Annotated in this window: 24 protein-coding genes; 20 read left to right on the top strand and 4 right to left on the bottom strand. The window is 41.8% G+C overall.

Going from position 1 to position 26198, the window contains the following annotated elements; translation table 11 throughout:
- Positions 1-17 precede the first annotated feature (17 nt).
- The 6 genes from MKX82_RS17825 to MKX82_RS17800 all read left to right on the top strand — a co-directional run bounded on the left by MKX82_RS17825 (position 18) and on the right by MKX82_RS17800 (position 7206).
- The gene (locus tag MKX82_RS17825) at positions 18-1376 is read left to right on the top strand and encodes an NAD(P)-dependent oxidoreductase (RefSeq protein WP_341078888.1); all 1359 of its coding nucleotides are present in this window, start codon (positions 18-20) and stop codon (positions 1374-1376) included.
- A 37-nt stretch (positions 1377-1413) separates the two neighbouring features.
- Entirely contained in the window at positions 1414-2691 is a 1278-nt protein-coding gene (preA, locus tag MKX82_RS17820) for an NAD-dependent dihydropyrimidine dehydrogenase subunit PreA (protein WP_341078886.1), read from the top strand.
- 23 nt (positions 2692-2714) lie between these two features.
- Positions 2715-4133, top strand: a complete 1419-nt coding sequence (hydA, locus tag MKX82_RS17815; protein ID WP_237941948.1) for a dihydropyrimidinase — start codon at positions 2715-2717, stop codon at positions 4131-4133.
- An 88-nt stretch (positions 4134-4221) separates the two neighbouring features.
- The gene (locus MKX82_RS17810) at positions 4222-5697 is read left to right on the top strand and encodes an NCS1 family transporter (protein WP_341078883.1); all 1476 of its coding nucleotides are present in this window, start codon (positions 4222-4224) and stop codon (positions 5695-5697) included.
- A 16-nt stretch (positions 5698-5713) separates the two neighbouring features.
- Positions 5714-5950: a hypothetical protein gene (locus tag MKX82_RS17805; RefSeq protein WP_233315722.1), complete on the top strand. Its 237-nt coding sequence runs from the start codon at positions 5714-5716 to the stop codon at positions 5948-5950.
- 23 nt (positions 5951-5973) lie between these two features.
- A complete protein-coding gene (locus MKX82_RS17800) occupies positions 5974-7206 on the top strand; it encodes a Zn-dependent hydrolase (RefSeq protein ID WP_233315721.1) in 1233 nt (410 codons plus the stop codon).
- Between the two features lie 21 nt (positions 7207-7227).
- Here MKX82_RS17800 and MKX82_RS17795 read toward each other — a convergent pair whose 3' ends face one another.
- From MKX82_RS17795 to MKX82_RS17785, 3 genes are all read right to left on the bottom strand, one after another.
- Positions 7228-7452, bottom strand: a complete 225-nt coding sequence (locus MKX82_RS17795) for a hypothetical protein (RefSeq protein WP_341078882.1) — start codon at positions 7450-7452, stop codon at positions 7228-7230.
- A gap of 133 nt (positions 7453-7585) precedes the next feature.
- On the bottom strand, positions 7586-8245 hold the full coding sequence (locus MKX82_RS17790; protein WP_233315719.1) for a methionine ABC transporter permease: 660 nt from the start codon (positions 8243-8245) through the stop codon (positions 7586-7588).
- Complete coding sequence (locus MKX82_RS17785; protein WP_341078881.1) at positions 8245-9264, bottom strand: methionine ABC transporter ATP-binding protein; 1020 nt, start codon at positions 9262-9264, stop codon at positions 8245-8247. Before MKX82_RS17785 ends, MKX82_RS17790 begins: the two co-directional genes overlap by 1 nt.
- Before the next feature lie 371 nt (positions 9265-9635).
- Here MKX82_RS17785 and MKX82_RS17780 point away from each other — a divergent pair, with 371 nt between their 5' ends.
- From MKX82_RS17780 to MKX82_RS17750, 7 genes are all read left to right on the top strand, one after another.
- Complete coding sequence (locus MKX82_RS17780) at positions 9636-11165, top strand: glycosyltransferase family 2 protein (protein ID WP_233315717.1); 1530 nt, start codon at positions 9636-9638, stop codon at positions 11163-11165.
- Positions 11166-11520: 355 nt separating this feature from the next.
- Positions 11521-12351: a transporter substrate-binding domain-containing protein gene (locus MKX82_RS17775; protein WP_237941946.1), complete on the top strand. Its 831-nt coding sequence runs from the start codon at positions 11521-11523 to the stop codon at positions 12349-12351.
- A 112-nt stretch (positions 12352-12463) separates the two neighbouring features.
- Positions 12464-13126, top strand: coding sequence for an amino acid ABC transporter permease (locus MKX82_RS17770; protein WP_233315715.1), 663 nt, complete (start codon positions 12464-12466; stop codon positions 13124-13126).
- Positions 13113-13835 (top strand): amino acid ABC transporter ATP-binding protein, encoded by a 723-nt coding sequence (locus tag MKX82_RS17765; RefSeq protein WP_233315714.1) that lies wholly within the window; start codon positions 13113-13115, stop codon positions 13833-13835. The genes MKX82_RS17770 and MKX82_RS17765 overlap by 14 nt, the downstream gene beginning before the upstream one ends.
- A 14-nt stretch (positions 13836-13849) precedes the next feature.
- Positions 13850-14695 (top strand): PfkB family carbohydrate kinase, encoded by an 846-nt coding sequence (locus MKX82_RS17760; protein WP_233315713.1) that lies wholly within the window; start codon positions 13850-13852, stop codon positions 14693-14695.
- Positions 14696-14717: 22 nt separating this feature from the next.
- Positions 14718-15554, top strand: coding sequence for a sugar phosphate isomerase/epimerase family protein (locus MKX82_RS17755; RefSeq protein WP_233315712.1), 837 nt, complete (start codon positions 14718-14720; stop codon positions 15552-15554).
- Between the two features lie 67 nt (positions 15555-15621).
- On the top strand, positions 15622-16590 hold the full coding sequence (locus MKX82_RS17750) for an SIS domain-containing protein (protein WP_233315711.1): 969 nt from the start codon (positions 15622-15624) through the stop codon (positions 16588-16590).
- 41 nt (positions 16591-16631) lie between these two features.
- Here MKX82_RS17750 and MKX82_RS17745 read toward each other — a convergent pair whose 3' ends face one another.
- Positions 16632-17366 (bottom strand): GntR family transcriptional regulator, encoded by a 735-nt coding sequence (locus MKX82_RS17745; RefSeq protein ID WP_237941943.1) that lies wholly within the window; start codon positions 17364-17366, stop codon positions 16632-16634.
- Positions 17367-17610: 244 nt separating this feature from the next.
- Between MKX82_RS17745 and MKX82_RS17740 the strand changes: the two genes are divergently transcribed.
- The 7 genes from MKX82_RS17740 (at position 17611) to MKX82_RS17710 (ending at position 26082) form a co-directional block, all read left to right on the top strand.
- Entirely contained in the window at positions 17611-18342 is a 732-nt protein-coding gene (locus MKX82_RS17740; RefSeq protein ID WP_233315709.1) for a ZIP family metal transporter, read from the top strand.
- An 85-nt stretch (positions 18343-18427) separates the two neighbouring features.
- Positions 18428-19279, top strand: coding sequence for an NAD(P)-dependent oxidoreductase (locus MKX82_RS17735; protein ID WP_341078872.1), 852 nt, complete (start codon positions 18428-18430; stop codon positions 19277-19279).
- A 138-nt stretch (positions 19280-19417) separates the two neighbouring features.
- The gene (locus MKX82_RS17730) at positions 19418-20242 is read left to right on the top strand and encodes a MurR/RpiR family transcriptional regulator (RefSeq protein WP_237941941.1); all 825 of its coding nucleotides are present in this window, start codon (positions 19418-19420) and stop codon (positions 20240-20242) included.
- 153 nt (positions 20243-20395) lie between these two features.
- The gene (locus MKX82_RS17725; RefSeq protein WP_233315706.1) at positions 20396-20839 is read left to right on the top strand and encodes a VanZ family protein; all 444 of its coding nucleotides are present in this window, start codon (positions 20396-20398) and stop codon (positions 20837-20839) included.
- Between the two features lie 250 nt (positions 20840-21089).
- Positions 21090-23297, top strand: a complete 2208-nt coding sequence (locus tag MKX82_RS17720) for a GAP1-M domain-containing protein (protein WP_341078868.1) — start codon at positions 21090-21092, stop codon at positions 23295-23297.
- A 139-nt stretch (positions 23298-23436) separates the two neighbouring features.
- Entirely contained in the window at positions 23437-25047 is a 1611-nt protein-coding gene (locus MKX82_RS17715; RefSeq protein ID WP_237941939.1) for a gamma-glutamyltransferase family protein, read from the top strand.
- A gap of 114 nt (positions 25048-25161) precedes the next feature.
- A complete protein-coding gene (locus MKX82_RS17710; protein WP_233315703.1) occupies positions 25162-26082 on the top strand; it encodes an LCP family glycopolymer transferase in 921 nt (306 codons plus the stop codon).
- Positions 26083-26198: the final 116 nt, after the last annotated feature.

Here is a 26198-nt window from a genome sequence, read left to right as displayed (position 1 = left end):
AATATAAGGAGGTTTCTATGAGTCTCATTTCAAAAGTAAATTTATCCGCTAATTTTTTAGAAGCAGCACCGCCTCTTTCAGCACAGGAGGCAACAGAAGAAGCGAACCGCTGTCTTTACTGTTATGATGCGCCGTGTATTACTGCATGTCCTACAGGAATTAATATTCCGTCTTTTATTAAAAAAATCGCGTCAGGAAATATGAAAGGGTCTGCTAAAACAATTATGACAGCCAATCCTGTTGGTGCCAGCTGTGCAAGAGTATGTCCGACAGAGGAATTGTGTGAAGGAGCTTGCGTGTTGAACTCCTCTACAAAGCCAATCATGATTGGCAGTCTCCAGCGTTATGCGACAGATTGGGCAATAAAGAATAAGCAAGTAATGTTTAAGGCAGGCATAAGCAATGGCAAAAGGATAGCGATTGTCGGGGGAGGACCTGCTGGCCTGTCTGCGGCAAGAGAGCTTGCACTGCTTGGCTACAAGGTGACCATCTTTGAAGCAGAGAAGGAGGCAGGCGGGCTGAACACTTATGGAATTGTCTCGTTCCGCCTTCCGAAGGAAATTTCCTATTGGGAAGTGGAGCAGGTGAAGAGTCTTGATGTGGAAATCCGCACAAATACAAGAGTAGGCACTGATATTTCTGCGAGTGCTCTTCTCGAAAACTATGATTCTGTTCTCTTGGCAATAGGGATGGCGAATGTCCCTGACTTGAATATAGCTGGTGAGGACCTGGATGGTGTGTATGATGCCATTGAATTCGTGAAGGAAACAAAGACAAAGCCCATTACGAATCACTTAGTCGGAAAGAAAGTAGCAGTTATCGGGGCAGGAAACACAGCGATTGATGCTGCTACTTGTTCTGTCCGCCTCGGAGCAGAGCAAGTTCAGATTGTATATCGTCGGACAGCAGCGGAAATGACCGCCTATCGATTTGAATACGAATTTGCTAAACAAGATGGAGTAGAGTTTAAGTGGCTGACAGCTCCTCAAACGATTATCAGCGATGAGGCTGGCAACGTAACAGCTCTGGAGTGTGTGAAAATGGAGCTTGGCGAGCCTGACGAGGATGGCCGCTCTAAGCCCGCAGCTGTCTGTGGTTCGGAATTCAAGCTTGATGTTGACGTCGTAATAAAGGCGATTGGGCAATCACGTCATTTGCCCCTGATTGAGCAATTTGAACTTGATCATGATGGCGGAGTCATTTCTATTAATTTAAATTCTTATCAAACTTCTAACGAAAAGGTATTTGCATGCGGAGATGCGATTTTTGGCAAAGGACAGGGAGAGGCAATGGTTGTGTCTGCTGCACAGCAAGGGAAGGAAAGTGCTTATGCGATTCACAGGAAATTGACTCAAGAAACAGCAGAGACAGCTTAAATAAGCATGCCTTTTTACTAAAACTAGGAGGTCGTTTATGGCAGACTTGAGCATTAATTTAGCAGGCATTAAATCACCTAATCCGTTCTGGCTTGCGTCCGCTCCCCCAACTAATTCAGGCTATCAAGTGCAGCGTGCGTTTGAAGCTGGCTGGGGAGGAGCTGTCTGGAAAACACTCGGTGACCCGATATTAAATGTATCCTCGAGATTTGCTGCAGTCAGCTTTAATGGGCAAAGAGTGGCAGGCTTTAACAATATTGAGCTCATTACAGACCGACCATTAGAAGTAAACTTGAAGGAAATTTATGAAACGAAAAAAAGATTCCCAAATCATGCGATTATAGCAAGCTTGATGGTGGAACCGCAGCAGGATAAATGGCATGAAATTGTGAAACGAGTGGAGGCTGTCGGCGTTGACGGGCTTGAACTGAACTTCGGCTGTCCTCACGGTATGGCAGAACGGGGGATGGGAGCCGCTTCAGGCCAAGTGCCTGAACTGGTTGAAAAGCAGACATACTGGGCGAAGGAAGTTGCCACAACACCTGTTATTGTCAAGCTTACTCCAAATATTACAGACATTACCGCAACAGCTGAAGCAGCTGTTCGTGGCGGCGCCGATTCCATCAGTATGATTAATACCATTAACAGCTTGGCAGGTGTTGATATTGACACATGGGAAACAATTCCCCATGTTGCTGGGAAAGGCGCCCATGGCGGCTATTGCGGACCAGCCGTCAAGCCAATCGCCCTTCATATGGTTGGAGAATGTGCCCGCAACCCGTATATCAATGTGCCGATTTCCGGTATTGGGGGGATATCGAGCTGGCGAGATACAGTCGAATTCATGCTGATGGGTGCCACTGGTGTGCAAGTTTGCACGGCCGCCATGCACCACGGATTCCGAATTGTCGAGGATATGATAGAAGGGCTCGACTTCTACTTAGAGGAAAAGGGACTGTCATCTGTCATGGATTTAGTCGGAAAGTCAGTGCCGAAGTATTCTGACTGGGGCGACTTGGATCTCAACTACAGCGTTGTTGCCAAAATCAATAATGATGTTTGTATCAATTGCAATAAATGCCATATCGCTTGTGAAGATACTTCTCACCAATGCATTGATATGCTAAAGGACGCAAGCGGCATGAGCTATTTAAAAGTGAGAGAGGAAGATTGTGTCGGTTGCAATCTATGTTCTATTGTATGTCCTGTGGAAGGGGCGATTGATATGGTTCAGATGCAAAATGGACTTCCGCCAATGACTTGGAACGAGCGCCAAGGCGCATTAGGTGCATTAGCAAATTCTGTTCGTCCATAAAAAACTACGAGGAGCGGTGATCGATGAGAAAAATCATTAAAAATGGAATAATCGTGACAGCAGCAGATACGTATCAGGCAGATCTATGTATAGAAAATGGCATAATCGCCCAAATTGGCAGTCAATTGGATGAAACCGGGGCAGAGATTATTGATGCAGCTGGCTCGTATATTTTTCCAGGGGGAATTGACCCGCATACCCATTTAGATATGCCATTCGGAGGCACTGTCACAAAGGATGATTTTGAAACAGGAACAATGGCGGCAGCCTTCGGCGGAACAACAACAGTTATCGACTTTTGTCTGACTACAAAAGGTAAGCCTTTAAAGGCTGCAGTGGAAGCATGGCATGCAAAAGCAAAGGAAAAAGCGGTCATAGACTATGGCTTTCATCTTCAAATTGTGGAAGCAAATGAAGCTGCCTTGAACGAGCTGCCTGCGATGATTAATGAGGAAGGAATTACTTCCTTAAAGGTGTTCATGGCATATAAAAACCAGTTTCAAGCAGATGACGAGACTCTTTTTCGAACATTGCTTGCAGCCAAGGAATTGGGCGCATTAGTGATGGTTCATGCTGAAAACGGCGATGTAATCGACTATTTAGTGAAAAAAGCATTGCAAGAAGGCAATACAGCACCTATTTATCATGCCTTAACAAGGCCGCCGGAAGCAGAGGGAGAAGCGACTGGCAGGGCAGCAGCATTAACAGGGCTGGCAAAATCACAGCTGTATGTTGTGCATGTAAGCTGTGCCGAGGCGGCAGAAAAAATCGCAGCCGCAAGAAATAGCGGAATTGATATTTGGGGAGAAACATGTCCCCAGTATTTAGTGCTCGATCAATCCTATTTAGAGAAGCCTGATTTTGAAGGTGCGAAATATGTTTGGTCACCGCCGCTTCGAGAAAAGCATAATCAGGAAATTCTGTGGAATGCCTTAAAAACAGGTCAGCTCCAGACTCTCGGCTCTGACCAATGCTCTTTTGACTTTAAAGGACAGAAGGATTTAGGCAAAGATGATTTCTCTAAAATCCCGAATGGCGGTCCCATTATTGAGGACCGTGTCAGTATTTTATACTCAGAGGGTGTTGTTGGTGGACGGATATCTCTTAACCAGTTTGTGGATATCATGTCAACAAAAGCAGCAAAGCTGTTTGGTCTTTATCCGCAAAAGGGGACAATCGCCGTCGGTTCTGACGCAGATTTAGTCATTTTTGATCCTGATGTAAAGCGGGTTATCTCTGCAGAAACACATCATATGGCTGTCGACTATAATCCTTTTGAAGGTATGGAAGTAACAGGTGAGCCTGTGTCTGTTTTGTCCAGAGGAGAGTTTGTCATTAAGGATAAACTGTTTACAGGTCAAGCTGGGGCAGGGCAATTCATTAAACGGGCAAAATATGGAGAAGCAAAGAAAATCTCCGCAGGCAGCACGATTACGATTTAAAAGACAGAATAGGCTGATATAAAATCAGCCTGCTTTGTAATTTAAATATTTTCAATATTCAAATAAGTTTAGGCGGGTGAAGATAGGTATGGAAAAGAAAAGCAATTATTTACGATCACCTGATTTATTGCCGATTGCTTCAAGTGAACGGAATATTGGTCCGTTTGGATTTGCCGTCATCTGGGTCGGTATGGCCATCGTGCTGGCAGCTTTTGCAATTGGAGGAGGCGCAATTATACACCTGCCCCTTGGCCTGGTGATAATGGCAACACTTCTTGGGTCTGTGGCAATTGGAGTATTAATGACCATCATCGGTGATATTGGAGTTGAGCATGGCCTTTCCTTTCCTGTCTATATGCGGGCGCCGTTTGGAACAATCGGAACTCATATTCCATCGATTGTCCGCGGCATCACTGCCGCATGCTGGTTTGGGATTAACACCTATTTTGGCTCGACAGCAATCAATGCCATTTTGAATCTATTATTTGGTTTTGATAATTGGTTTATTTGTTTCTTGCTGTTTGCAGCATTCCAGCTGATTAATACTTCTCTTGGCATCAAGTCAATCGAACGCTTTGCCGATTTGGCTGCCCCTATTATTATCTTAATTTCCTGCTGGATGTATATTGCTTTGTCTGACAAAGCGGTAGAGCAGGGAAAGAATATCTGGACATGGGTGGAAAGTCCAGTCACAGGGGGAGCAGCATTTACTGCCTTTATGGTTGTCGTTATGAGCAATATGGGTTTTTGGGCTACCCTTGCAGCCGATATGCCAACACTTTCCCGCTATTTCCGGGCACCGAAAAAGGAACGAAATTGGTTTAAAAGAAACAAAACACAGCTGTTGGGCAGCATTATCATCATGCCAATTGTGAATACCTTTATGATCATTATTGGTGCTGTTTCCTATATGGCTGTAGCTAACTCCGATCCTGTTGTCGCCCTTCAGGAAACGGCAAGCGGAATTACATTAGGTGTTCTAATGCTTATGATTGTGCTTGCACAGTGGTCAACTAATACATCGGCCAATGTTATACCGGCTGCGACCATCTTTTCTAATGTGGGCGGACCGAAAATGCCCTTCTGGGTGGGAGTTGTCCTTGCTGGCATCATCGGCATGCTCGCCCAGCCTTGGAGTTTGTTTACTGTTCTTAACAGTGCTCTGCTTGTAATTGGCGGGATTCTTACTAGCATTGTCGGCATCTTGTTCGCCGATTATTATTTGCTTCGTAAAAGGAGAGTGAATGTGCAGGACTTATATGAAAAAGACGGCCAGTTCCGCTATTTGAAAGGTTTTAATCTGGCAGGCTTCATTTCCTGGATTGTAGGTGGAGTCATCGCCAACATGCTGTCTGCTTATTCCTCTATTGTCGGCTTTGTGGTTGGTGCTGGGCTTTATTATATTTTAGCAAAATATTGGTGGTTCAAAAAATATCCGCAGGCAGAAATGGTTGATCCAGATGACAGCCAGTATTTAGGAATAACGGCAGGCCGCGATTGGGCAGTAGAGGGAGCAGACATAGAGGCAGAAGTTATTACAGATGCTGCTGCTGAAAGAGTGTAAAAGGAGGGTTCGATTTATGTCAGATTATGAGCAGTTCCTGCAAGAGAGAGAGCAGATGGATATCCTCTTGGAAAAAGGGTATAAAATCGCCAAAGTAACAGAGAACTTAGATGGAGCGTTTGTAGATTTTGCAAAACGAGATGCTAAGGAAGAAGAGGCAGAGATGGAAACAGTGCATCTATCAACAGCGAATGCTCGGAAATATTTTGCTGTAAAGCTGATAGAGCAGCAAGCAGTAAACTTTGCTAAATAAGTTAAAGAAGTGGAGGAGTTAGCATGGAAGGGCAAAAGCTGTTGATTAATGGCAAGAGATTGCAAGATTCATTAGAGAGATTTGCAGACTTTGGCAGAACAAAGAACAATGGAGTAACAAGGCTGTCTCTATCAGAGGAGGACCGGCAAGCAAGGGATTATTTTTACGATTGTTGTGAAGAGCTTGGCATGGCAGTGACAGTTGATGATCTAGGCAATATGTATGCGACTCTTCCCGGCCAAGAGGCTAAGCCGCCGATAGCAATCGGCTCCCATCTCGATACGGTTAAAAAAGGCGGACGTTTTGACGGTGTCCTCGGTGTTGCCGCAGGCCTTGAGGTTGTGCGCACACTTGTTGAAAACAATGTAAAACCTGCTGTTCCGATAACGGTCATCAACTTTACTAACGAAGAGGGAGCAAGGTTTGAACCATCAATGATGGCATCAGGCATTCTATCCGGCAAATTTGAGAAAGATACCATGCTGAAAAAAACAGATACAGCTGGTATTACCTTTCAGGAGGCATTAAACAAAATCGAGTATGCAGGGCTAAAAGAGTCCCGTTTAAAGGAAGCAGCGGCATTTTTAGAATTGCATATTGAACAAGGACCAGTGCTTGAGCGTGAGAACTTGTCGATTGGCATTGTGGAGTGTGTTGTCGGGATGGTCTGTTATGAAATAGAAGTGACAGGTGAGTCGGACCATGCGGGAACAACACCAATGGATATGAGAAAAGATGCCTTATTTGCAAGTCATAATATTATCGCAGAGATACGAACAAGGCTCGGAGCTTTAGCAGATGACCTTGTATACACAATTGGAAGAATGAATATCTCCCCAAATATACACACCGTCATCCCGAATAAAGTTGTCTTCACTTTAGAAGCCAGACATAAGGAACCAGCTGTCATTCGTGAAGTGGAGAATATTATTGGGAGTCTTACAGAGGTCTCTGCTTTAGAAGGCTGTGCAATGAAGGCAGAGAAGCAGTGGGACCGGACGACTGTCTGGTTTGATGAAGCTATTCTAGCTGTGATGGAAAACGCCGTTAAACAGCTTGGATATTCGTATCGAAAAATGGCAAGCGGCGCAGGTCATGATGCCCAATTTATCGCCAGCTACATTCCGACAGCAATGCTGTTTGTGCCGAGCATTAATGGAAAAAGCCATTGCGAAGCAGAGCTGACATTATGGGAGGATTGTGAAAGAGGAGTTAACCTGCTGTTGGAGACAGTGCTGGAATTGTTGAAGAAATAGGGTAGTACTCACAAGGAAGAATCATGCATTGGTTCTTCTTTTTCTTATCCATTTAGCAAGTATTTCACTAGTGAAAAAGATGACTAATCCCGAATTCAGCAGAAATAGGGAATTGACTAGCGGCCCTTTTCCACAGGTTTCGTAAAAGCCGTTAATAAGTAAAAAAATTCCCCAATAAATAAAAGCAGAATAGCTTGCTATATTTATACTTACCCTGTCGAAATTTTTATTTTCTTTAAAAAACATCAGACCAACTCCTTTTATCTTATTTTACCATTTAGAATTGTGGTTTCTATTAAATGAATGCACGTAAATATGGAAATTTTCGTAACAACCAAAAAAACTGACCTATTGAAGCGGTCAGTTTTTTTGTGTTTTTTTATCTTCTCCGAACTTTACGGGCTAAAAAGGTTCCTAGAGATTGAATCACTTGGACAAGAATAATAAGGACGATCACTGTTATTACCATAACGAATGTGTCAAAACGCTGATAGCCATATGTTAACGCAAGGCTGCCGACACCGCCGCCGCCGACTGTTCCGGCCATTGCAGTCGCACCAAGCAAGCCGATTGCTGCCGTTGTAATCGAGAGGATGAGCGAACCGAAGGCCTCTGGCAGCAGAAAATACCAGATAACTTGAAAGGGAGTTGCTCCCATTGATTCAGCAGCTTCTAAAATACCAGGGTTCACTTCTAAGATGGAATTCTCAACAAGTCTGGCTATGTATGGTGCAATATAAATAATCAGCGGCACAATCGCTGCTTCTGTCCCAATCGTCGTTTGGACGACAAATCTGGTAAAGGGAATGATGGCAATCAGCAGGATAATAAATGGCAGGGAGCGGATAATATTTATGATCGGATTCAGGATATTATACAAGAGCCTGTTTTCCAAGACCCCGCCTTTTCTTGTTACAACAAGCAGGATACCGAGCGGTCCTCCAATCAAGGTACCTATTAAAAGCGACCATCCTACCATATATAAAGTTTCGACGATTGCCTGCATAAATAAATCTGTCGTTATAAATGTATCAAACATTATTCAGCCACCTCCTTCACTTGTATTCCTTGTTCTTTTAAATAAGAAAGTGCTGTTATAATCTGTTCGTCTTCGCCACTCAGTGTGACAGTCATTGTGCTGATCAAATGCTCCTGAATTTCGACCGTGTTGGCAAACAATATTCTCGGACTTACTCCAAAGCGAGTAACTAATTCAAAAAGAAATGGCTGTGCCATTTCACTTCCGAGAAACTCTAGCTTAACTAATCTGCTGCCAGGCTCGTTTTTGTATTTGCCTTTCATGCTTGCAGGAAGATCATGCTGAACAATCGTGCTCACAAAGCTTTTGGTAGTGTGATGAGCAGGATTGGAGAATACGTCAAGAACAGTGCCTTGTTCAATAATCTCTCCTTGTTCCATAACGGCAACCTTATTGCAGATTTCCTGAATGACAGCCATTTCATGGGTAATAATCATAACCGTAATATTATATTCTTCATTAATTCGCTTTAACAGCCGGAGGATTGACCTTGTCGTTTGCGGGTCTAAAGCGGATGTTGCCTCATCGCATAACAGGACAGAAGGATTGGTGGCAAGTGCTCTTGCAATGCCGACACGCTGTTTCTGTCCGCCCGATAATTCATTAGGATAAGCTTTCTCCTTGTCTGCCAGGCCGACAAACTCAAGAAGCTCCATAACCCGCTTGCGGATCTCTCCCTTTTTTCTTTTTTGCAGAATAAGAGGTATTGCTATATTGTCAAACACACTCTTTGATTCTAATAAGTTAAAATGCTGAAAAACCATGCCAATTTGCTTCTTTGCTGTCCGCAGCTGTTTACTGTTAAGGTCTAGCAGAGATTGACCGCCAACGATTACCTCTCCTTTAGTCGGCTGCTCCAGCAGATTAACAAGGCGGATGAGCGTGCTTTTGCCAGCACCGCTAAAGCCGATGACACCAAAGATATCTCCTGTTTCCACCTTAAGATTTATATTTTTTAATGCCTGCACTTCGTTGTCTTTTTGTATAAATGTTTTATAAACGTTTTTTAACTCAATCATGGGCAATCCTTTCATTAAAACTTACTATAATCTTTGCTGCATTAATAATAATGAAATACTGGCGGGAATACAATATTTAATAATCATAATAGTAAAAACCAGCTGTTCTTTATAAAGAAATAATTTATTTGCCTTTACAAAGGTTATGATAAGGATTTCACGAATGGTTCACTTAATTTTTTGTCGATTTATTAATAAAATAAATTGACGCTGCAATATAGAGATGTTAATATGTTCTTAGTTAAGAACAACTGAAAGAAAAATATAGAACAGTTTCTTTTTCCTATTTTTTTGGTTGAAACGTTCTTTTTAAAGAACAAACAAACGATACGTTTTCTATAAAACAAAAAAGAGAGAGTTGGTGAATTCATATGTCATTATTAGTACAAAGAGAACAAGGTAGAATGTCGATTTTTAGTATGCCAGGTGTAAAAAAAACATATATGAGGCCGCGGATCATTGCGTTGATTCCTGCTCATAATGAGGAAAATTCGATTCGAGATTGCCTTGCTGGCTTAAGAGATCAAACATTGCCAAAAGGTGTAGACCTTGATGTTTATGTTATTGCTGATAATTGTTCTGATCGCACAGAGGAGAGAGCCATTGCAGCAGGTGAGGAATTCAATCTGAACTTAAAGGTCATCGTGACAGACGGAAACAAGCTCCGTAAAGTTGGTGCGTTGAATTCTGGTTGGAAGCTGTTATACGGCGATTTGCTAGATATTTACGATAAAGAGCTGACAGACTCGCAAATCATCTATAAACAAAGCATTAAAGGCGTGCTTGGAATGGATGCAGACAGCAGGCTTGCTCCTAATTGCTTAAAGCATTTATGGGAAGGCCTGATGAGCGCACGAAATATTGGCGGCGTTATGGCCAAGTATACGATGCGCATGCCTAAGAAGAAAAGCTTACTGAGCAAGGACGATGTTTTCTATGAAGAAAAGATTGCAAACGGAGAATATGGCGGACCGATGGCAAGATGGTGGACACATCAGCAGAAGCAGGATATGGCGAGCTGGCTCCTTGATCTTCAATACCATGGCGGAAGCACTTATGTTCTTGGCGGTCAGGCAACATTGTTCAGACCTGAAGCTTTGCAGGAGGTTGTGAATGATAATAAACTTGATGGACCGTGGCAAAATGACAGTGATGTAGAGGATATGCTGCTTACTTGGCAGCTGCAGAAATCCGGCTGGAAAACGTTAATCAGCCCTGAAGGACGCTGCTTTGTTGATGCGATGCGTTCTTATCATACCTTCCGGGAGCAGCGGAATAAATGGAATTCAGGAACGGTGGACTTGCTGACAAATAAAGATTTGAGTGTGAAGACAAGACATAAGGGGAAAATTTGGCGAAATCAGGTTAAGCTCTTTTCCGACTTGCTTATTCGTGTGATGTTTATCGTCTTGCTAGCGCTCGCCCTTGCAACAGACCAGTATTATTGGTCATGGATATGGCTGACACCTATTGCCCTTGCATCTGTGTTAAATATAATTCTTGCGATAAAAACACCGATGTATCGACCGATAGATGTGGTGATGGCAGGGTTATTGATAAGTCCCGAAATGTATTTATGGGTTAACTTAATGACATTTGGCCAAGTATGGCTCGGTAAGCTTTCCGCCAACAAGAAGGACGGCTGGGCAAACCAATATGCAGCAGAATCAGGGAAAACAAAAAGTAAACTGGCACAAGGTATTTTATTAAGTATACTTGGCGTAGCGTTAATTGCTTACTTATGCTACGATAAACGCGATTTCTTAACGAGCGCTTCTGTGCAAGCAAATGTTGAACCGTACTTGATGGGAGGCTGGGTTGTGCTGACTTATTTGACAGTCATTAAATCTGCAATGATGGTTTATCAAATTTGGACACTGCGCGGCAGACATACAGCCTGATGAAAGTTTAATATTTTAGTAGAGATAGAGTATAATGCTCTATCTTTTTTTTGTTTTGGGAGGAAAGTACGATTAATTTTTAGTTTAGTAGAAATTTTCAGAATAATATTGACAGGTGTTAGCGTGGGTATTATTATAACGTTATATAACGTTATATAACAAATAGATGAAAAACAACTGTTGGAGAATACAGGATTACTCGTTTTAATTGTAAGGAGCTTTATATGTATCAGTTGAAATATTAGCTGATAAGCAAGGACAGTTAAATAGCCGTAAATTTTTCTGAAGAGTTATTTGAATATTTAGTCTTATTACCGAGTTAGATAAAACTATTATTTAAATGGGGGAGAAATGAATGAAGAAAAGGCTCTTTAAAGCAATGACAACATTAATGATGGCAGGAACAACTATTTTGGCTTTAGCAGCATGTGGATCTTCATCGGCTACTAGTTCAAGCGGCGCTGTCGACAGTCTGGAAGACCTGCAGAAAAAAGGAAAGATTGTCGTAGGCACAATGGCTGCAACCCCGCCATATGAATACCATCTTGTCGAGAATGGAGAGGACAAAATTGTCGGGTCGGACATTAAACTACTTGATGAGGTAGCAAAAGATTTAGGGGTCGAGTACGAGATTAAGGATATGGACTTTGACGGGCTGCTTGTCGCACTGCAAAGCGGAAAGATTGACATGATTATTTCGGCGATGAGCCCGACAGAGGAAAGAGAAAAGAATGCTGACTTTACAGATGTTTACTATAAAGGGCGCAATGTGATGATGGTCAGGAAGGGAGATTTGGACAAGTACAAGTCTGAAGAGGATTTTGCAGATAAGAAGATAGGAGCAATTAAAACTTCCGTTCAGCAAGCTATTTTAGAAAGTGAACTGCCAGATGCAACCCTAAAGCTTCTTGGGAAATCTACTGAACTGTCGCTTGATTTAGCTAACAAGAAAGTCGATGCGGTGCTTGTTGACATTCCGACAGCAACGCTCCTTGCTAAAGCAAACAGCAGCATTGTCGCAAGTCAAGTTTACTATGAAGATCCTTCTGCTGGTGCAGCCATTGCCATGCCGAATGGCACAAATGAGGAAATTATGAATGCTATCAATGGAACAATTGAAAGAATTAAGCCAGATTATGAGAAATGGCTGAAAGATGCCATGGATGGTGTAGAGCTCGAAGACTGATTGTTTAGTAGTTATAGCTAATAAGCATGGCTGGCAGCTTCCCCTTATTGGGCTGTGAGCTGCCTTCTCTAAATATTGTATGTGAGACAGTTTTGGGATAAGGGGTGACACAATGAACTTTTCATTTTTCGGGGATTACTATCAGTTCTTTTTAACTGGGGCATACATCACTATTATCCTGGCTGTCATTGCCGTGATATTGGGAAGCATCTTTGGAGTTGGTCTGACACTGCTAAGGCGGTCAAGATTTACTGTTTTAAGGTGGATTGGCGATATATATGTCGAGTTTATCAGGGGTACACCGCTGCTTGCACAAATTTACATCATTTACATAGGGGTGCCGCTGTTGTTCGTCGGCTATGACATTCCTGATCTGGCAGTAGGCGCCATTGCTTTATCACTTAATGCAGCAGCATATATTTCAGAAACTATTCGCTCCGGAATTGATGCAGTAAACATTGGGCAAATGGAGGCAGCAAGAAGCCTTGGTATGAGTCAGAGACAAGCAATGTTTGACATCATTCTTCCACAAGCATTCAAGAATATTTTGCCAGCACTTGGAAATCAGTTTATCGGCAGCATTAAGGACTCGTCTATCGTGTCTATTATCGGTGTTGCAGAGCTAATGTACAAAACAACGATTGTCAGAGGAAATACGGCATTAGGATTAGAGCCAATCATCATTGCCTCTATTGGCTATTTAATCATGACTTTTACATTGTCGAGACTGTTGGCAGTGGTTGAAAGGAGACTGAAAACAAGTGATAGGCGTTAAAAACTTGCATAAAAGCTATGGGAAAAGTGAAGTGCTCAAAGGCATTGATGTAACCATCCAAAAGGGGGAGGTTGTCGTCATTATCGGTCCTTCCGGTTCTGGAAAAAGCACGTTACTGCGCTGTTTAAATCTTCTTGAAATACCGACAAGCGGTCATATTTATGTGAATGAGCAGGACATCACATCGAAGGATACCAATATTGATAAAGTCAGGGAGAAGATGGGGATGGTCTTTCAGCAATTCAATCTTTTCCCTCATAAAACCGTTTGTCAAAACATCTGCCATGCACCTGTCCGTGTAAAGGGATTGAAGACAGGAGCGGCAAAGGACTTGGCAATCGGACTGTTAAAAAAAGTTGGACTTTTGGAGAAAATGGATGTTTACCCATCCTCTCTTTCAGGCGGGCAGCAGCAACGGATTGCCATTGCCCGGGCTTTGGCGATGCAGCCGGAAGTGATGCTGTTTGATGAGCCGACATCAGCACTTGATCCAGAGATGGTCGGAGAGGTTCTTGCCGTCATGAAGGATCTTGCAAAGGAAGGAATGACAATGGTTGTTGTAACACATGAAATGGGCTTTGCCAAAGAGGTCGGAGACAGGATTTTATTTATCGATCAAGGAAAAATCCTTGAGGAAAATAACCCGCAAGATTTCTTTGCGAAGCCTGAGCATCCAAGAACCATCGATTTTCTATCAAAAGTTCTTTAAATGAGGTGGGATTTATGCTGAAAGTAATCGGAATAGGCGATAATGTCGTCGATAAATATGAACATACTCAAACGATGTATCCCGGGGGCAACGCGCTCAACTTTGCCGTATATGCACAGCGGTTTGGCGCAGCAGCAGCCTTCTTAGGAGCTTTTGGAACAGATAAAGAAGCAGACCATGTTCAAGCAAGCATTAAGGAAATTGGATTAGATGTTTCCCGAAGCAAAGTGTATGAAGGGGAAAATGGCTGTGCCAGAGTAACGCTAGTGGATGGAGACAGGGTGTTTATTGGCAGCAATCGCTGCGGCGTTCTCCGGGAATACGGCTTGAACCTGACAGACGAAGATTATCGTTATATAAGCACATTTGATTTAGTGCATACAGGGCTTTACGGTTTCGCAGAAAAGGAATTATCGAAAATAAAAGCACTGGGAGTGCCAATCGGCTTTGATTTTTCGTCTGATTTCACCAAAGAACAGGTCAATCAGATTGCACCCCAAATAGATTTTGCCTATTATTCCTGCAGTCATATGAAATTAGACCATATTTTAAACTTAATGACCAAAACAATCGATTTAGGATGCGAGCTTGTATTATGCACACTGGGTGAAAAGGGAGCTTTGCTTTTTGATGGAGCAAGATTTTATATGCAGGAGCCAAAGCTTGTAAAAGCTGTCGATACGATGGGGGCAGGAGATTCATTTATCACCTCCTTCATTATCCATTATTTAAATGGAAAAGGGCAGGAAGGCAGGGATGCTGCGATTAAGAAAAGCTTGCAGACAGCCGCTGATTTCGCTTCAAACCAATGCTTAGTAGACGGCTCCTTCGGATACGGCAAGGTATATGAAACGGTATAACTATACAAGGAGGGTATAAAGGATGTCTTTTATAAGAAGAGACCAAGTAGCAGGTATGAATATTCATTATATGCGTTACTCGCTCGACTCCTTTTTGGATGCACAAGTTGCAGCAGGAATCCAATCTATCGAATTCTGGACGGGAGTTCCCCATTATTATTTAGATCCGACGGTCTATTCTGACTGCAAGGTTCTTAAGAAAAAGCTAGTAGAAAGAGGCTTGCAGCTCGTCTGTTTCACTCCGGAAAACTGTATGTACCAATACCAGTTCGCGGCAACAAAGCCGGAAATCTTTGAAAAAAGCTTTGAATATTTCTCTAATGGCATTAAAGCAGCTGCTGAGCTGGGCTGTGAAATCATGCAGTGCAATTCAGGCTGGGGCTATCTTGATGAAGATCGAGAGGAAGCGTGGAAGCGATCCAGTGAAATGCTGTCTAGACTCACCGCAACGGCTGAAAGGGAAGGTGTCACTTTGGCGCTCGAAAGCTTGCGGCCAGAAGAATCCAATCTTGTTATTACGGTGAATGATGCGAAAAGAATGTTTGATGAAATTAATCATCCACATATGAAGATTCTGGTAGACACAACTGCAATGGGTGTTGCAGGGGAAACATTGCAAGACTGGTTCGATGTCTTTGGGGCGAACATCATCCATACTCATTTTGTTGACGGCAATCCTTATGGCCATTTGATTTGGGGAGATGGTCATCATAACCTCGGCGAATTTCTGGCCACGCTGAAGCAATACGGCTATACAGGCTATTTAGGCCAAGAAATTACTGACTCCAGATATTTCACAAATCCTGGTGAACATGACAAGCGCAATATGAAGGCATTTGAACCTTATTTCAGCAATTGAAAAATGGGAATTCGGCAGCATTGCTGCCTGTCACAATATATATCAAAACTTTAGGAGGAATGAAAAAATGGAATTGAATAGAATTATCTCAGCTATTAAGGAACAACAACCCGAAATTAAAAGTGTATTCTTCGTTGGGTGCGGTGCATCCAAAGCGGAGCTGTATCCGGCCAAATACTTTTTAGAAGGAAATGCAAGACAGCTTAGAACAAGTCTTTATACTGCTAATGAATTTAACTTTGCTACACCTGTTTCGGTTGATGACACAAGCATTGTTATTACATGCTCACTAGGAGGAGCTACTCCGGAAACAGTCGAAGCAACTTCTCTTGCTAAGGAAAGAGGAGCACATGTCATTGCCGTTACACATGTGGAAGATTCAGCTATTACATCAGATGCTGAATATGTTGTGTACCATGGCTTTCATGAGAGCTATGCAGCTAAAATGGAAAAAATGACAAAAGTATTAGGTTTGGCAACAGAAATATTGAATCAATTTGAAGGATATGAGCATTACGAAAAAATGCTCGATGGCTTTGATAAAATTTATGGCTTAATAAACAATGCAGTAGCTTCTGTTGTTCCACAAGCTAGAAATTTTGCTGATGCGTATAAGGATGATGAAGTCATCTATGTAATGAGCAGCGGTGCCACACATGAGGTAGCTTATTCCTTCTCGATTTGCTTGCTGATGGAAATGCAATGGATTAATTCAGGCACATTCCATGACGGAGAGTTCTTCCACGGCCCATTCGAAGTGGTGGATAAAGACGTGCCATTCCTTTTGCTGATGAATGACGGCAGAACAAGAAGCATGGATGCGAGAGCATTAGAATTCCTCCAGCGCTTTGATGCAAAAACAACGGTTGTGGATGCGAAAGACTTTGGCCTTGGCTCCGCGATTTCAAGCGAAGTAGTCGACTACTTTAATCCAATGTTGATTTCTGGAGTCATCCGAGTTTATGCAGAGCAGCTGGCAATCGTCCGCAATCATCCACTTACAAAAAGAAGATATATGTGGAAATTGGAATATTAATAGGAAGAAACAAACTAAGGCTGGCATCAAGAGATGCCAGCCTATTGTTGGTCAAAGGGGCTTGAAATCGTAAAGCTGACATGATTTGTGTGATAGTAAAGAATAGACATATAAATAGCCACCTGTTCATCATTATACGCAATCTTTTCTAGTTCATATAAAGGATCACTTATACCGCAGCTTAAAGCCTCAGCTTCTTCAAAACTCGCAAAGACTACATTCAGAATCTTATTGTTACGGGCAGGAGCAACATCATATTTATCCCTTAAAATGCCGTGCATGGAAACATCCTCTGAAATATGCTGATCCAAATCAGGAAACAGATCGAGAGAATAAGTCGAAATTTCATAAGACAGAGGCTCCTTATCACGGTACAGAATTCTTCTCAGCTCCAGCACATTACAGCCGATTGGAATATTCAGCTTCTCAGAAATATCTTTAGATGCCTCTTTAATCGTATAAGAAAGCAGCTTGTAATGCGGTGTATTTCCCGATGACACCATATATTCTGAATAGCCATTCACAGAAACAAGCTCTCTCTTCAGCTTTGGCCGCTTCACAAAAGTCCCCTTGCCTTGCTGCCTCACAAGCAGACCTTCCTCAACCAAATCCAGCACTGCTTTACGGACAGTAATTCTGCTGACATTATAAGCCTCACAAAGCTCCGTTTCTGTCGGCAGCTTTTCACCTTGCAAATATACCCCGCGATTAATGTTCTCCGTTATGGCCTGCTTCAACTGTAAATAGAGCGGGATAGAACTGTCGCTGTTTAGCATCGAGTTGTCCTCCTTTCATAAGTTATTTTAAAAATATTATAGCAGATTCGAGGGAGGGGCAGTGTGGTTAGTGTTTGCTGAGAGAATATAGAAGCTTTTTCCTAATTAATGATGTTAAGATAACCACAAATTTACTATATGGAGCAAATTTCCATTGTTGTAGTTCTGCCAAACCAACCACTGGTTTTAATAGAACAAAAAAAGAGAAAGATATAAAAAGACATAAGAATAAGGAGGGTTACGCATGTGGTCTGCAGCGATGTGGGGCGGTATTTCTGGCTCGGCTGTTTTATTAGGTGCTTTAGCTGCACTATTACTGCCGATTAAAAAGAGGATAATAGGCTTTATAATGGCATTCGGTACAGGAGTGTTAATTGGTGCTTCTACATATGAGCTCCTTGGTGATGCGGTGGAAAGCGGAGGTTTGCTGCCGACAGGTATAGGATTTTTGGCTGGGGCAGTTGTCTTTTTTGTATTGGATTTGCTTGTATCGCGAAATGGTGCGAAGGACAGGAAAAGGTCTTCTGGTGACAAAGAGGGCAATCAATCAGGGCTGGCAATTTTTATTGGGACAGTTATGGATGCGATTCCTGAGTCGATTATGATTGGGGCCAGTTTAATAGGACAAAACAGTGTGAGTGCTTTGCTTGTGATCGCCATCTTTATCAGTAATATTCCAGAAGGACTTTCTAGTACAACTGGGCTGCTGAAAAGCAACTATTCTAAAAAGAAGATTCTCGTACTGTGGATCAGTGTGCTAGTAATCTCAACAGCGAGCTCCTTCTGCGGCTATGTTTTCCTTGATCATGCTTCAGAAGAATTAATGGCTGGAATAGGTGCGTTTGCTGGCGGGGGAATTATTGCCATGGTAGGCTCGACGATGATGCCTGAAGCATATGAAGAAGGTGGATCTGTTACAGGATTAATTACTGCCTTAGGGCTGCTGACTTCTCTCATTCTTGATTATTTTTCATGATTATTGCTTATCGCAACCCAGTCACTGCTAATGGATATTATGGTAAAATATAAGAAAAATAATCCACAAGGATGGTGCTTTAATAATGCAGTTAGGATGGATCGGTTTAGGAAATATGGGTGTGCCAATCTCCTTAAATCTGTTGAAGGCAGGTTACAGTGTGACAGTTTTTAACAGAACAGCATCAAAGGCAAGTGAGCTGATTGAAGCTGGAGCAATACTAGCACAATCCCTTGAAGAGCTTGTGCAAAGCAGTGATGTTATTTTCACGATGGTTTCTGATGATGAAGCAGTTAAGGATTTATATTTTTCAAAAGGACTGCTGGATTCAGCAAAGAAGGGACAGGTTTTCATTGATATGAGCACGGTTGCACCATCTACGTCGCAGCAGGTCTATGCAGCGGCGAAGGAGAAGGGAATCGGCTTTGTAGATGCTCCTGTGTCTGGAAGTGTTGCTCCTGCAAAGGAAGGCAAATTGCTTGTGCTTGCAGGTGGCGAAGAGGAAACTTTTAACTCGGTGAAGGAATTGTTTGAGCCGATGTGCAAAATGTCCATTTACTTGGGAGAAAGCGGATCTGGCAGCAATGCGAAGCTTGCAATCAACCTGCTTCTTGGCATTACTGTGCAAGGAATTGCTGAATCTGTACTGTTTGCCGAAAAACAAGGAATTCAAATAGAAGACATGCTCACAATCATTAATGAGAGTGCAGTAGGAACGGCGATTTCTAAAATGAAAACACCAGCCATTCTAAAGGATGAGTATCCGGCTGCCTTTGCATTGAAGCATATGGCAAAGGATTTGCGTCTTGCTAAGGAAACAGGAGAATTAAATGCGATTGGAAATTCTGCCTATCATACATACAAGGATGCCCTTGATGGCGAGCTTGGAGAGATGGATGTTATGGCAGTGATTAAAGAGCTCCGCAGTAAAAAGTAAGAGAAATATACATAGAAAACTGCTCTGTTAAATAGAGTGGTTTTTTTTTGTATGTATCAAAAGACTTGCTTTTTCATTCTTATGAAATCAAAATAAAACTAGGAAAGATGGCAGGGTTTTCATTTTAGCTGTACAACTATGAAGCAAGTGGTGATAAAGATGAAGGATATTATATTTAGATTGTTGGACTTTATTAATAATCATAAAACGAGGGATACGAATTATTTCATTGCATTGAAATTGCTAGGCGATGTTTATAAGATTCCAGATATGAATATAAGTGCATTGGCAGATTCCTGCTTTACTTCACCTGCTGCTGTTACGAGGTTTTGCCGCAGGATTGGCTACAAGAACTTTCAGGAATTTAAGGATTATGCCAAAATAAGTGTGATGGATGCGTCACCAGCTTTCCAGTCGCAGAAAGTGGATAATCCAGAGCAGATTGGCGAAGTCCTGCAAAAAGTGCTTTATGAAAAGATTGTCGGCTGGCTGAAGGCATCAGAGAATATTATTGATGTCGAAAAGGTGCAGGGCATTATGGAATGCATTCACCATGCTAATAAGGTTTCTTTTTATGGCACACAGCTGTCTCAAGCAATGGCACAGGATTTTCAATTCAGGCTTGTAAGATTAGGAAAATTTGTAAGCGCTTATTCAGATGTGCAGGAACAAAAGACAGATATGGACGACTTAGATGAAAATTCCGTTGCGATTGTTGCAAGTCCGTCGGGAAGATTTGTTAAAGGCAATGAGGAATTAATGACAAAGCTGACAAAAACGAAGGCGAAAATCATCCTAATAACACATAATCAGGATGAAGACCTTTTAGAAAATGCTGATATTGTTTATTATTTAAATGGTGACACTCATGACAAAACAGGATTTTCCTCAGAAAGATTTTCGCTAATGTACTTTTTTGATTTTGCCATCGCTTACTATCAGCAGCTTTTCTATAAACAATAAGCTGTTAACAATTCGATAACTCATAAAAATAGGAGTCATGCCTTTATTTTAAAAGGCAGGCTCTTTTTTATTTGAGGATTATTTTATGGAAATTTTGGAAAATGTGTTATGATAAGCAAAACTCAAAATTGAAAGAGCAAGGAAGATGATTAGGTGGTCAAATTAAATAAAAGGAACAAAAGGCTGATGCTGCTTGCTTCCATCTGTTTTATTTTTATCATGACAATGTTTCCAAATCGTTATTTAGGTATCGGAATTGAACCAGGCGGGCATAACTTTGTTCCGTTTTTGATGATAAAGGAAATGTTTGTTGAGCGGTCCGTTTTTACTTTCATCGTTAACAACATTGGCAATATCGCCTTGTTTATGCCATTCGGCTTTTTTCTGCCGCTTGCTTTACCGAGATTTAACCAATTTATCTTATGTACGGCAGTTGGCTGCTGCTTATCGGCAGCGATTGAATCCATCCAATGGTTTATGGAATACAGATGGAGCGATGTGGATGATCTTATTTTAAACACGGTGGGCACAATGGCCGGTTTTGGTCTATATAAAGCAGTAAAAAAAGCAGCAGACAGTATTTCAATTTCTGTATAGGCAGGCACGTATTTACGTGTCTGCTTTTTTTATTTGCTGCAAATATAACGGCTCGTACAGTTTTCTTGCAAAACGTTCTATTATACTAGTAATAATCCGTTTACGGTAGTACTAATATAGTGTAATATTTGCATTATATGACAAATAAAAAACAACATTTGGCGGACGAGCTATATACGTCCAAAGCAAGCTTTAAAAAATATGTTTCTCTTTTATGATCGGCAATTTTCACAGAAGGGAGGGGCGCCATGTGGGCAATAACTTTATTCAGCAATACATATATATGAAGAGTAAAAAAGGGCTCGGGGAAGGAATAGACAGAGCCATATTCACTCCTGAGCTTGATGAGGACTTTATTGAAAAGTATCTTCAACCTCTTTCCAGTTTAGAGATACAGAAGGATAATAAGCATAAGGATAACTATCCTCCTTCTTTTCTGCTTATCCAGCCTGAAACAGGACAACTTGTCATCGGCCAACAGCTGCTTAATGCTCAGTCTAATATACTATCGGCGCATTATTTTATCATTCCTGGTGCGAGTAAGGATGAGTGGGTTAAAAATCCTGAAAAACTGTTTCATGCCCAGTTTGCAAATGGGACGGAAGTGGATGATGAGGAATCATTGGCAGAATTAGCGGATATTCCCTGCAAAAAGACGGAAAATATATATAGAAAAAAGCAGGAGCTGTTTTACAGCCTGAAAATCGATGAAAGCATCTTTAAAAAACTGTTGTTGGCTTGTTTAGCTGCAACAGAAAGCGGAAAAACCGTATATATATCCCTAGATGTACCTATTCTTGAGCATAGTAGGCATGCAATGACTTTATTAGAACTGCTGTACATACATTTGCCATATGCTGCGAGGGCAGTATTGGGGGCTGTATCGTTCAAGGAAGCTGCAGCAAAGCAAAAATATGTTCATTTGATGTTTGTGGAGCCAGGGAGCATTCGATTAAGAAATCATGTATTCGAAAATCAGTTTGTTTTTGATTTTACAACGAAAAGAATAAGTGGTGTGGATATGGAAGGACAAAAACATGAATACCTCGATTTTGCATATGATGCCCTGCAGACAGCTTCAAGACTGGATGATTTTTTCCTATTTGCAGAAAGGGCACTGAAAGGTTTAAAGCTGGCTGATCAACTGAATATCAGCTATTATAATCGATTATGTGCCATCTATTTGCTGGAGGAAACCGCTTATGATGGTTATGAACGGGATAAGCTAGGTATTTTGCAGCTTCTATTGGCATTGCTTCAAAAAAACCATAAAGAAAAACCAGAAATAATCGACATAACAGGGAAGATTCTGCACAGGGAAAGGCTCCAAAAAGACCCGGCGATTGCAAAAGAGTATATGAAGGCTGTGTTTGCGATCAACCAAATAACTCGTCAGGTCGAAGCGGTGGAGTTTACGGTAAGAACACTTGCTTATTTCAATGATGAGCAGCTTGCTCATGAGATTTGGACATTATTGCAGAAATACCCACTTTTATATAAGCAGGTTCTTCTCTTTATGGATGATATTAAAGGGTCCTATCAAGAGGTCCTATTTCTTCATGTAGACGATAAACTCAGTCAGCGGCACTCGCTTGAATTATTCCTAGCCAATTTGGCAGATCTTTTGCATGCGCATTCTTTCTTTATTGATGATAAGGAATTTGTTAAGCGTGTTAAAAAACGGTTCCTGCTTGAAGTGAAAAAAAGCAGCAAGCCCTTCTTTGTTGCAGAAGAATTATTTGTCTTTTTAACAGAACAGCACATACATCCTGACTTTATAGAGGTAGTAATGCCAGATATAAAGCTGGAGCTTTTGAAGCTGGCTCAATTGGAGCGCTTGCAGCTGGAGGATGTCCGCATTTTTGGAGTGCTGTTTCTTTCACCTCAAGGGCAAAGGGATGCTGCCCTTTACAAAAAGGGTGTGGAAGGGGAAATCTTTAGACTGCTCAGTGCGCTATATAAAGCATTTTTTGAGCAGATAGATCATATTTACAGCATAACAGAGCTTGTTGATGGTTATCTTGTAGATGATGCAAAGCAAGCTGGAAAAAATATGATGAAAGAAGCAGGTCTGTTTGAACCATATGAAAGACTTGTCCTTTTCTTCCAAAGACGTGACGGGAAGGTAGAACATGACAAGCTGTTTGCTTTTCTTGCTATTTATGGTACTGGTGTGCAGATGCTCGAGTATATTAGATGGTCATACAAGAAATATGGAATGCAGGATATTGGCTATGTTCGGGCACTCAAAGGCTATCTAGCCGGAGACCGTAATTCAATCTGGAAGGATAAAGACTATCAGCGTAAGTTAAAGGCAATAAGATCACAGTCTTTTAAGAAGCTTCTAAAGGAAGTAAAGAGGAAACGTTCAAGCAAGGTCTCGCTATTATTGGGTAAATACGGATTTTTGCTAGTTCTGATAGCTATCCTTGCCGCAGGCGGTTTTCTGTTAAAATGAGGCAGCAATTCATCAAGAATTGCTGCTTTTTTTAATTTGCTGTATAGCTAAATGATTTCTTATGTTAAAATAATAGAAAATTGTAAATTTTCATTATAAAAGGGTAACCCTGCCCAATACATACATAACAGGAGGCACTATGCTAAATCACGATCCGCTTTACAATCCATATCCATCAAAAAGAAACACCATTTATGCGAAGAAAGGAATGGTTGCAACATCCCAGCCCCTTGCTGCACAAGCAGGAATTGATATTCTAAAAAAAGGCGGGAATGCAGTAGATGCGGCAATAGCTACTGCAGCAGCCTTAACTGTCGTTGAACCTACTTCAAACGGCATTGGCGGGGACGCCTTTGCAATTGTTTGGATTAATAATAAGCTTCATGGCTTAAATGCCAGCGGCCCTGCTCCAAGTGCAATCTCGATTGATGCTGTGAAAGAGGCAGGTCATGAAAAGATGCCTAAGTATGGCTTAACTCCAGTAACGGTGCCTGGCGCACCTGCAGCTTGGGTTGAATTATCTAAGAAGTTCGGTAAGCTGCCATTAACAGAGGTGCTAAAACCGGCGATTGCTTATGCAGAAGAAGGCTATCCTGTATCGGCGACATTAGGCCACTTTTGGGAGAAAGCACATCAAGCATTTTCTAAAGCCTGTACAGATGATGTTTTTCAAAATTGGTTTGAAACCTTTGCCCCAAATGGCACACCGCCAAAAATCGGCGATATATGGAAGTCTGAGTATCACGGCAAAACACTGCGCGCTATCGCCGAGACGAATGGCGAGGCTTTCTACAAAGGGGAAATTGCTGATAAAATTGATGCATTTTCTAAAAAATACGGCGGCTATATTAGGAAGGAAGACTTGGCAGCTTATGCTCCTGAATGGGTCGACCCGATTTCTGTCCACTATAAAGGTTATGATGTTTGGGAAATACCACCTAACGGCCAAGGACTGATTGCCTTGATGGCGCTTAACACGCTGAAGGAGGATCAGTTCTCTGCAAAGGATGCAGTTGAAACATATCATCTTCAAATTGAAGCAATGAAGCTTGCTTTCACAGATGGTCTTAAATATATCACTGAGGAAGATAAAATGAGTGTTAAAACTGCAGAGCTTCTGTCTGATGAATATGCCAAGGCTAGACGCAGCCTTATTGGTGAAACGGCCATTGAGCCAATGCCAGGTAATCCGCCAAAAGGAGGAACAGTCTATTTAGCAGCAGCAGATGAAGAAGGCAATATGGTTTCCTTTATTCAAAGCAACTATATGGGATTTGGGTCTGGTGTAGTTGTGCCCGAAACAGGCATAGCCCTGCAGAACAGAGGCCATGGCTTCAGTCTTGATCCTGAGCATGATAATGCGCTCGTTCCTGGCAAAAAAACATATCATACAATTATTCCTGGATTTATCACAAAGGATAATGAAGCGGTCGGCCCATTTGGTGTAATGGGTGGCTTCATGCAGCCTCAAGGTCATCTGCAAGTAGCGATGAACTTGATTGACTTCTCTCTAAATCCACAATCTGCATTGGATGCTCCACGCTGGCAGTGGGTGGAGAAAAAGGTCGTTCATATTGAGCCGTCCTTCCCTGAGCATATTGCTCACGCATTAGCAAGAAAAGGCCACGAAGTGCAATGGGCTCTTGATTCTGGTTCGTTCGGAAGAGGCCAGATTATTGTTCGTCAGAAAAACGGTGTTCTTGCAGGCGGAACAGAGTCGAGAACAGATGGCTGTGTAGCTTCTTGGTAAGGAAAAAGCTTCCTCTTATGGAAGCTTTTTTTATGTGAATCGCCTGTTTTTCATGTTCTTTTAATGTTTATTTGCTATTATCAAACATATTTTGACTAAGAAAGAGAGAATGATATGAAGAAAAAAATTCTGATAACAATCGGCTGTATCCTTGCCGTGCTTGTGTTAGGAATTGGCGGATATGCGGCTTATCTTTATCATTATGTGGAAAAAACGGCAGATAAGATGTACCAGCCAATCGATGATGAGGAGCAATCTGCGGCAAAGAAAAGGGAAGAAAATTTGTCCAACAGTAAGCCAATTTCTATTGCATTAATGGGTGTGGACGAAAGAGAAGGGGATGTAGGGCGCTCTGATACGCTTATGGTATTGACAGTCAACCCGCAAGCGAAAAAAATGCAGATAGTTAGCATCCCAAGGGACACAAAAACAGAAATTATCGGTGCAGATAAAACAACAAAAATCAATGCAGCTTATGCCTACGGCGGTGTGAAGATGGCTCTTGATACGGTAGAGAATTTCACTGGCATTGATATTGATTATTATGCACAAGTAAATATGGAAGCTTTAAGTGATCTTGTTGATGCAGTCGGTGGAATTACAGTCAATAATGAACTGGACTGGATTGATGAAGGCTACTATAAAAAAGGTTATCATTATGCAGAAGGCAACATCCAATTGGATGGTGCGAAGGCACTTGGATTTGTACGTATGCGCCATCTTGATCCAAACGGAGATTTCGGCAGAAATGAACGCCAGCGGAAGGTGCTGACAGCTATCATTGACAAGGCAGCAAGCATTTCTTCTGTCTCTAAGTTCGATGATATCTTAAATGTGCTTGGCAGCAATGTGAAAACAAACATGACTTTTGACGAAATGATGGATATTCAAAAGAACTATCGCAATGCAAGAAATAATATAGAACAGTATGAAGTTGCTGGAACAGGTGATACTTCCACTGGAACGTATTACTTGCTTGTTTCTGATGAGGAAAAGCAAAAGGTTCACGATATGCTTGCTGGTAACTTGGAATAAGAGCGGGAAACCGCTCTTTTTTTATACCTTCCAAGCATATTAATTTGAAGACTGAACTCCCTGTTAAAGGGCAATATAAGGCAGACTGAAGTATCATTGGTGTTATTATCCAATCC

This window comes from Niallia sp. FSL R7-0271 (assembly GCF_038005785.1).
Lineage (GTDB): Bacteria > Bacillota > Bacilli > Bacillales > Cytobacillaceae > Niallia.
The sequence above is the reverse complement of the archived record's forward strand: the minus strand, read 5'-3'. Positions and strand labels throughout refer to the sequence as shown.

Excerpts from the sequence above, each read along its gene's own strand:
- MKX82_RS17710 (WP_233315703.1), top strand. The coding sequence starts at position 25,162 with ATGAAGAAAAAAATTCTGATAACAATCGGCTGTATCCTTGCCGTGCTT.
- MKX82_RS17740 (WP_233315709.1), top strand. The coding sequence starts at position 17,611 with ATGTGGTCTGCAGCGATGTGGGGCGGTATTTCTGGCTCGGCTGTTTTA.
- MKX82_RS17810 (WP_341078883.1), top strand. The coding sequence starts at position 4,222 with ATGGAAAAGAAAAGCAATTATTTACGATCACCTGATTTATTGCCGATT.
- MKX82_RS17760 (WP_233315713.1), top strand. The coding sequence starts at position 13,850 with ATGCTGAAAGTAATCGGAATAGGCGATAATGTCGTCGATAAATATGAA.
- MKX82_RS17790 (WP_233315719.1), bottom strand. The coding sequence starts at position 8,245 with ATGTTTGATACATTTATAACGACAGATTTATTTATGCAGGCAATCGTC.
- MKX82_RS17800 (WP_233315721.1), top strand. The coding sequence starts at position 5,974 with ATGGAAGGGCAAAAGCTGTTGATTAATGGCAAGAGATTGCAAGATTCA.
- MKX82_RS17785 (WP_341078881.1), bottom strand. The coding sequence starts at position 9,264 with ATGATTGAGTTAAAAAACGTTTATAAAACATTTATACAAAAAGACAAC.
- MKX82_RS17755 (WP_233315712.1), top strand. The coding sequence starts at position 14,718 with ATGTCTTTTATAAGAAGAGACCAAGTAGCAGGTATGAATATTCATTAT.
- preA (WP_341078886.1), top strand. The coding sequence starts at position 1,414 with ATGGCAGACTTGAGCATTAATTTAGCAGGCATTAAATCACCTAATCCG.
- MKX82_RS17795 (WP_341078882.1), bottom strand. The coding sequence starts at position 7,452 with ATGTTTTTTAAAGAAAATAAAAATTTCGACAGGGTAAGTATAAATATA.
- MKX82_RS17745 (WP_237941943.1), bottom strand. The coding sequence starts at position 17,366 with ATGCTAAACAGCGACAGTTCTATCCCGCTCTATTTACAGTTGAAGCAG.
- MKX82_RS17825 (WP_341078888.1), top strand. The coding sequence starts at position 18 with ATGAGTCTCATTTCAAAAGTAAATTTATCCGCTAATTTTTTAGAAGCA.
- MKX82_RS17780 (WP_233315717.1), top strand. The coding sequence starts at position 9,636 with ATGTCATTATTAGTACAAAGAGAACAAGGTAGAATGTCGATTTTTAGT.
- MKX82_RS17730 (WP_237941941.1), top strand. The coding sequence starts at position 19,418 with ATGAAGCAAGTGGTGATAAAGATGAAGGATATTATATTTAGATTGTTG.
- MKX82_RS17715 (WP_237941939.1), top strand. The coding sequence starts at position 23,437 with ATGCTAAATCACGATCCGCTTTACAATCCATATCCATCAAAAAGAAAC.
- MKX82_RS17775 (WP_237941946.1), top strand. The coding sequence starts at position 11,521 with ATGAAGAAAAGGCTCTTTAAAGCAATGACAACATTAATGATGGCAGGA.
- MKX82_RS17750 (WP_233315711.1), top strand. The coding sequence starts at position 15,622 with ATGGAATTGAATAGAATTATCTCAGCTATTAAGGAACAACAACCCGAA.
- hydA (WP_237941948.1), top strand. The coding sequence starts at position 2,715 with ATGAGAAAAATCATTAAAAATGGAATAATCGTGACAGCAGCAGATACG.
- MKX82_RS17735 (WP_341078872.1), top strand. The coding sequence starts at position 18,428 with ATGCAGTTAGGATGGATCGGTTTAGGAAATATGGGTGTGCCAATCTCC.
- MKX82_RS17770 (WP_233315715.1), top strand. The coding sequence starts at position 12,464 with ATGAACTTTTCATTTTTCGGGGATTACTATCAGTTCTTTTTAACTGGG.
- MKX82_RS17805 (WP_233315722.1), top strand. The coding sequence starts at position 5,714 with ATGTCAGATTATGAGCAGTTCCTGCAAGAGAGAGAGCAGATGGATATC.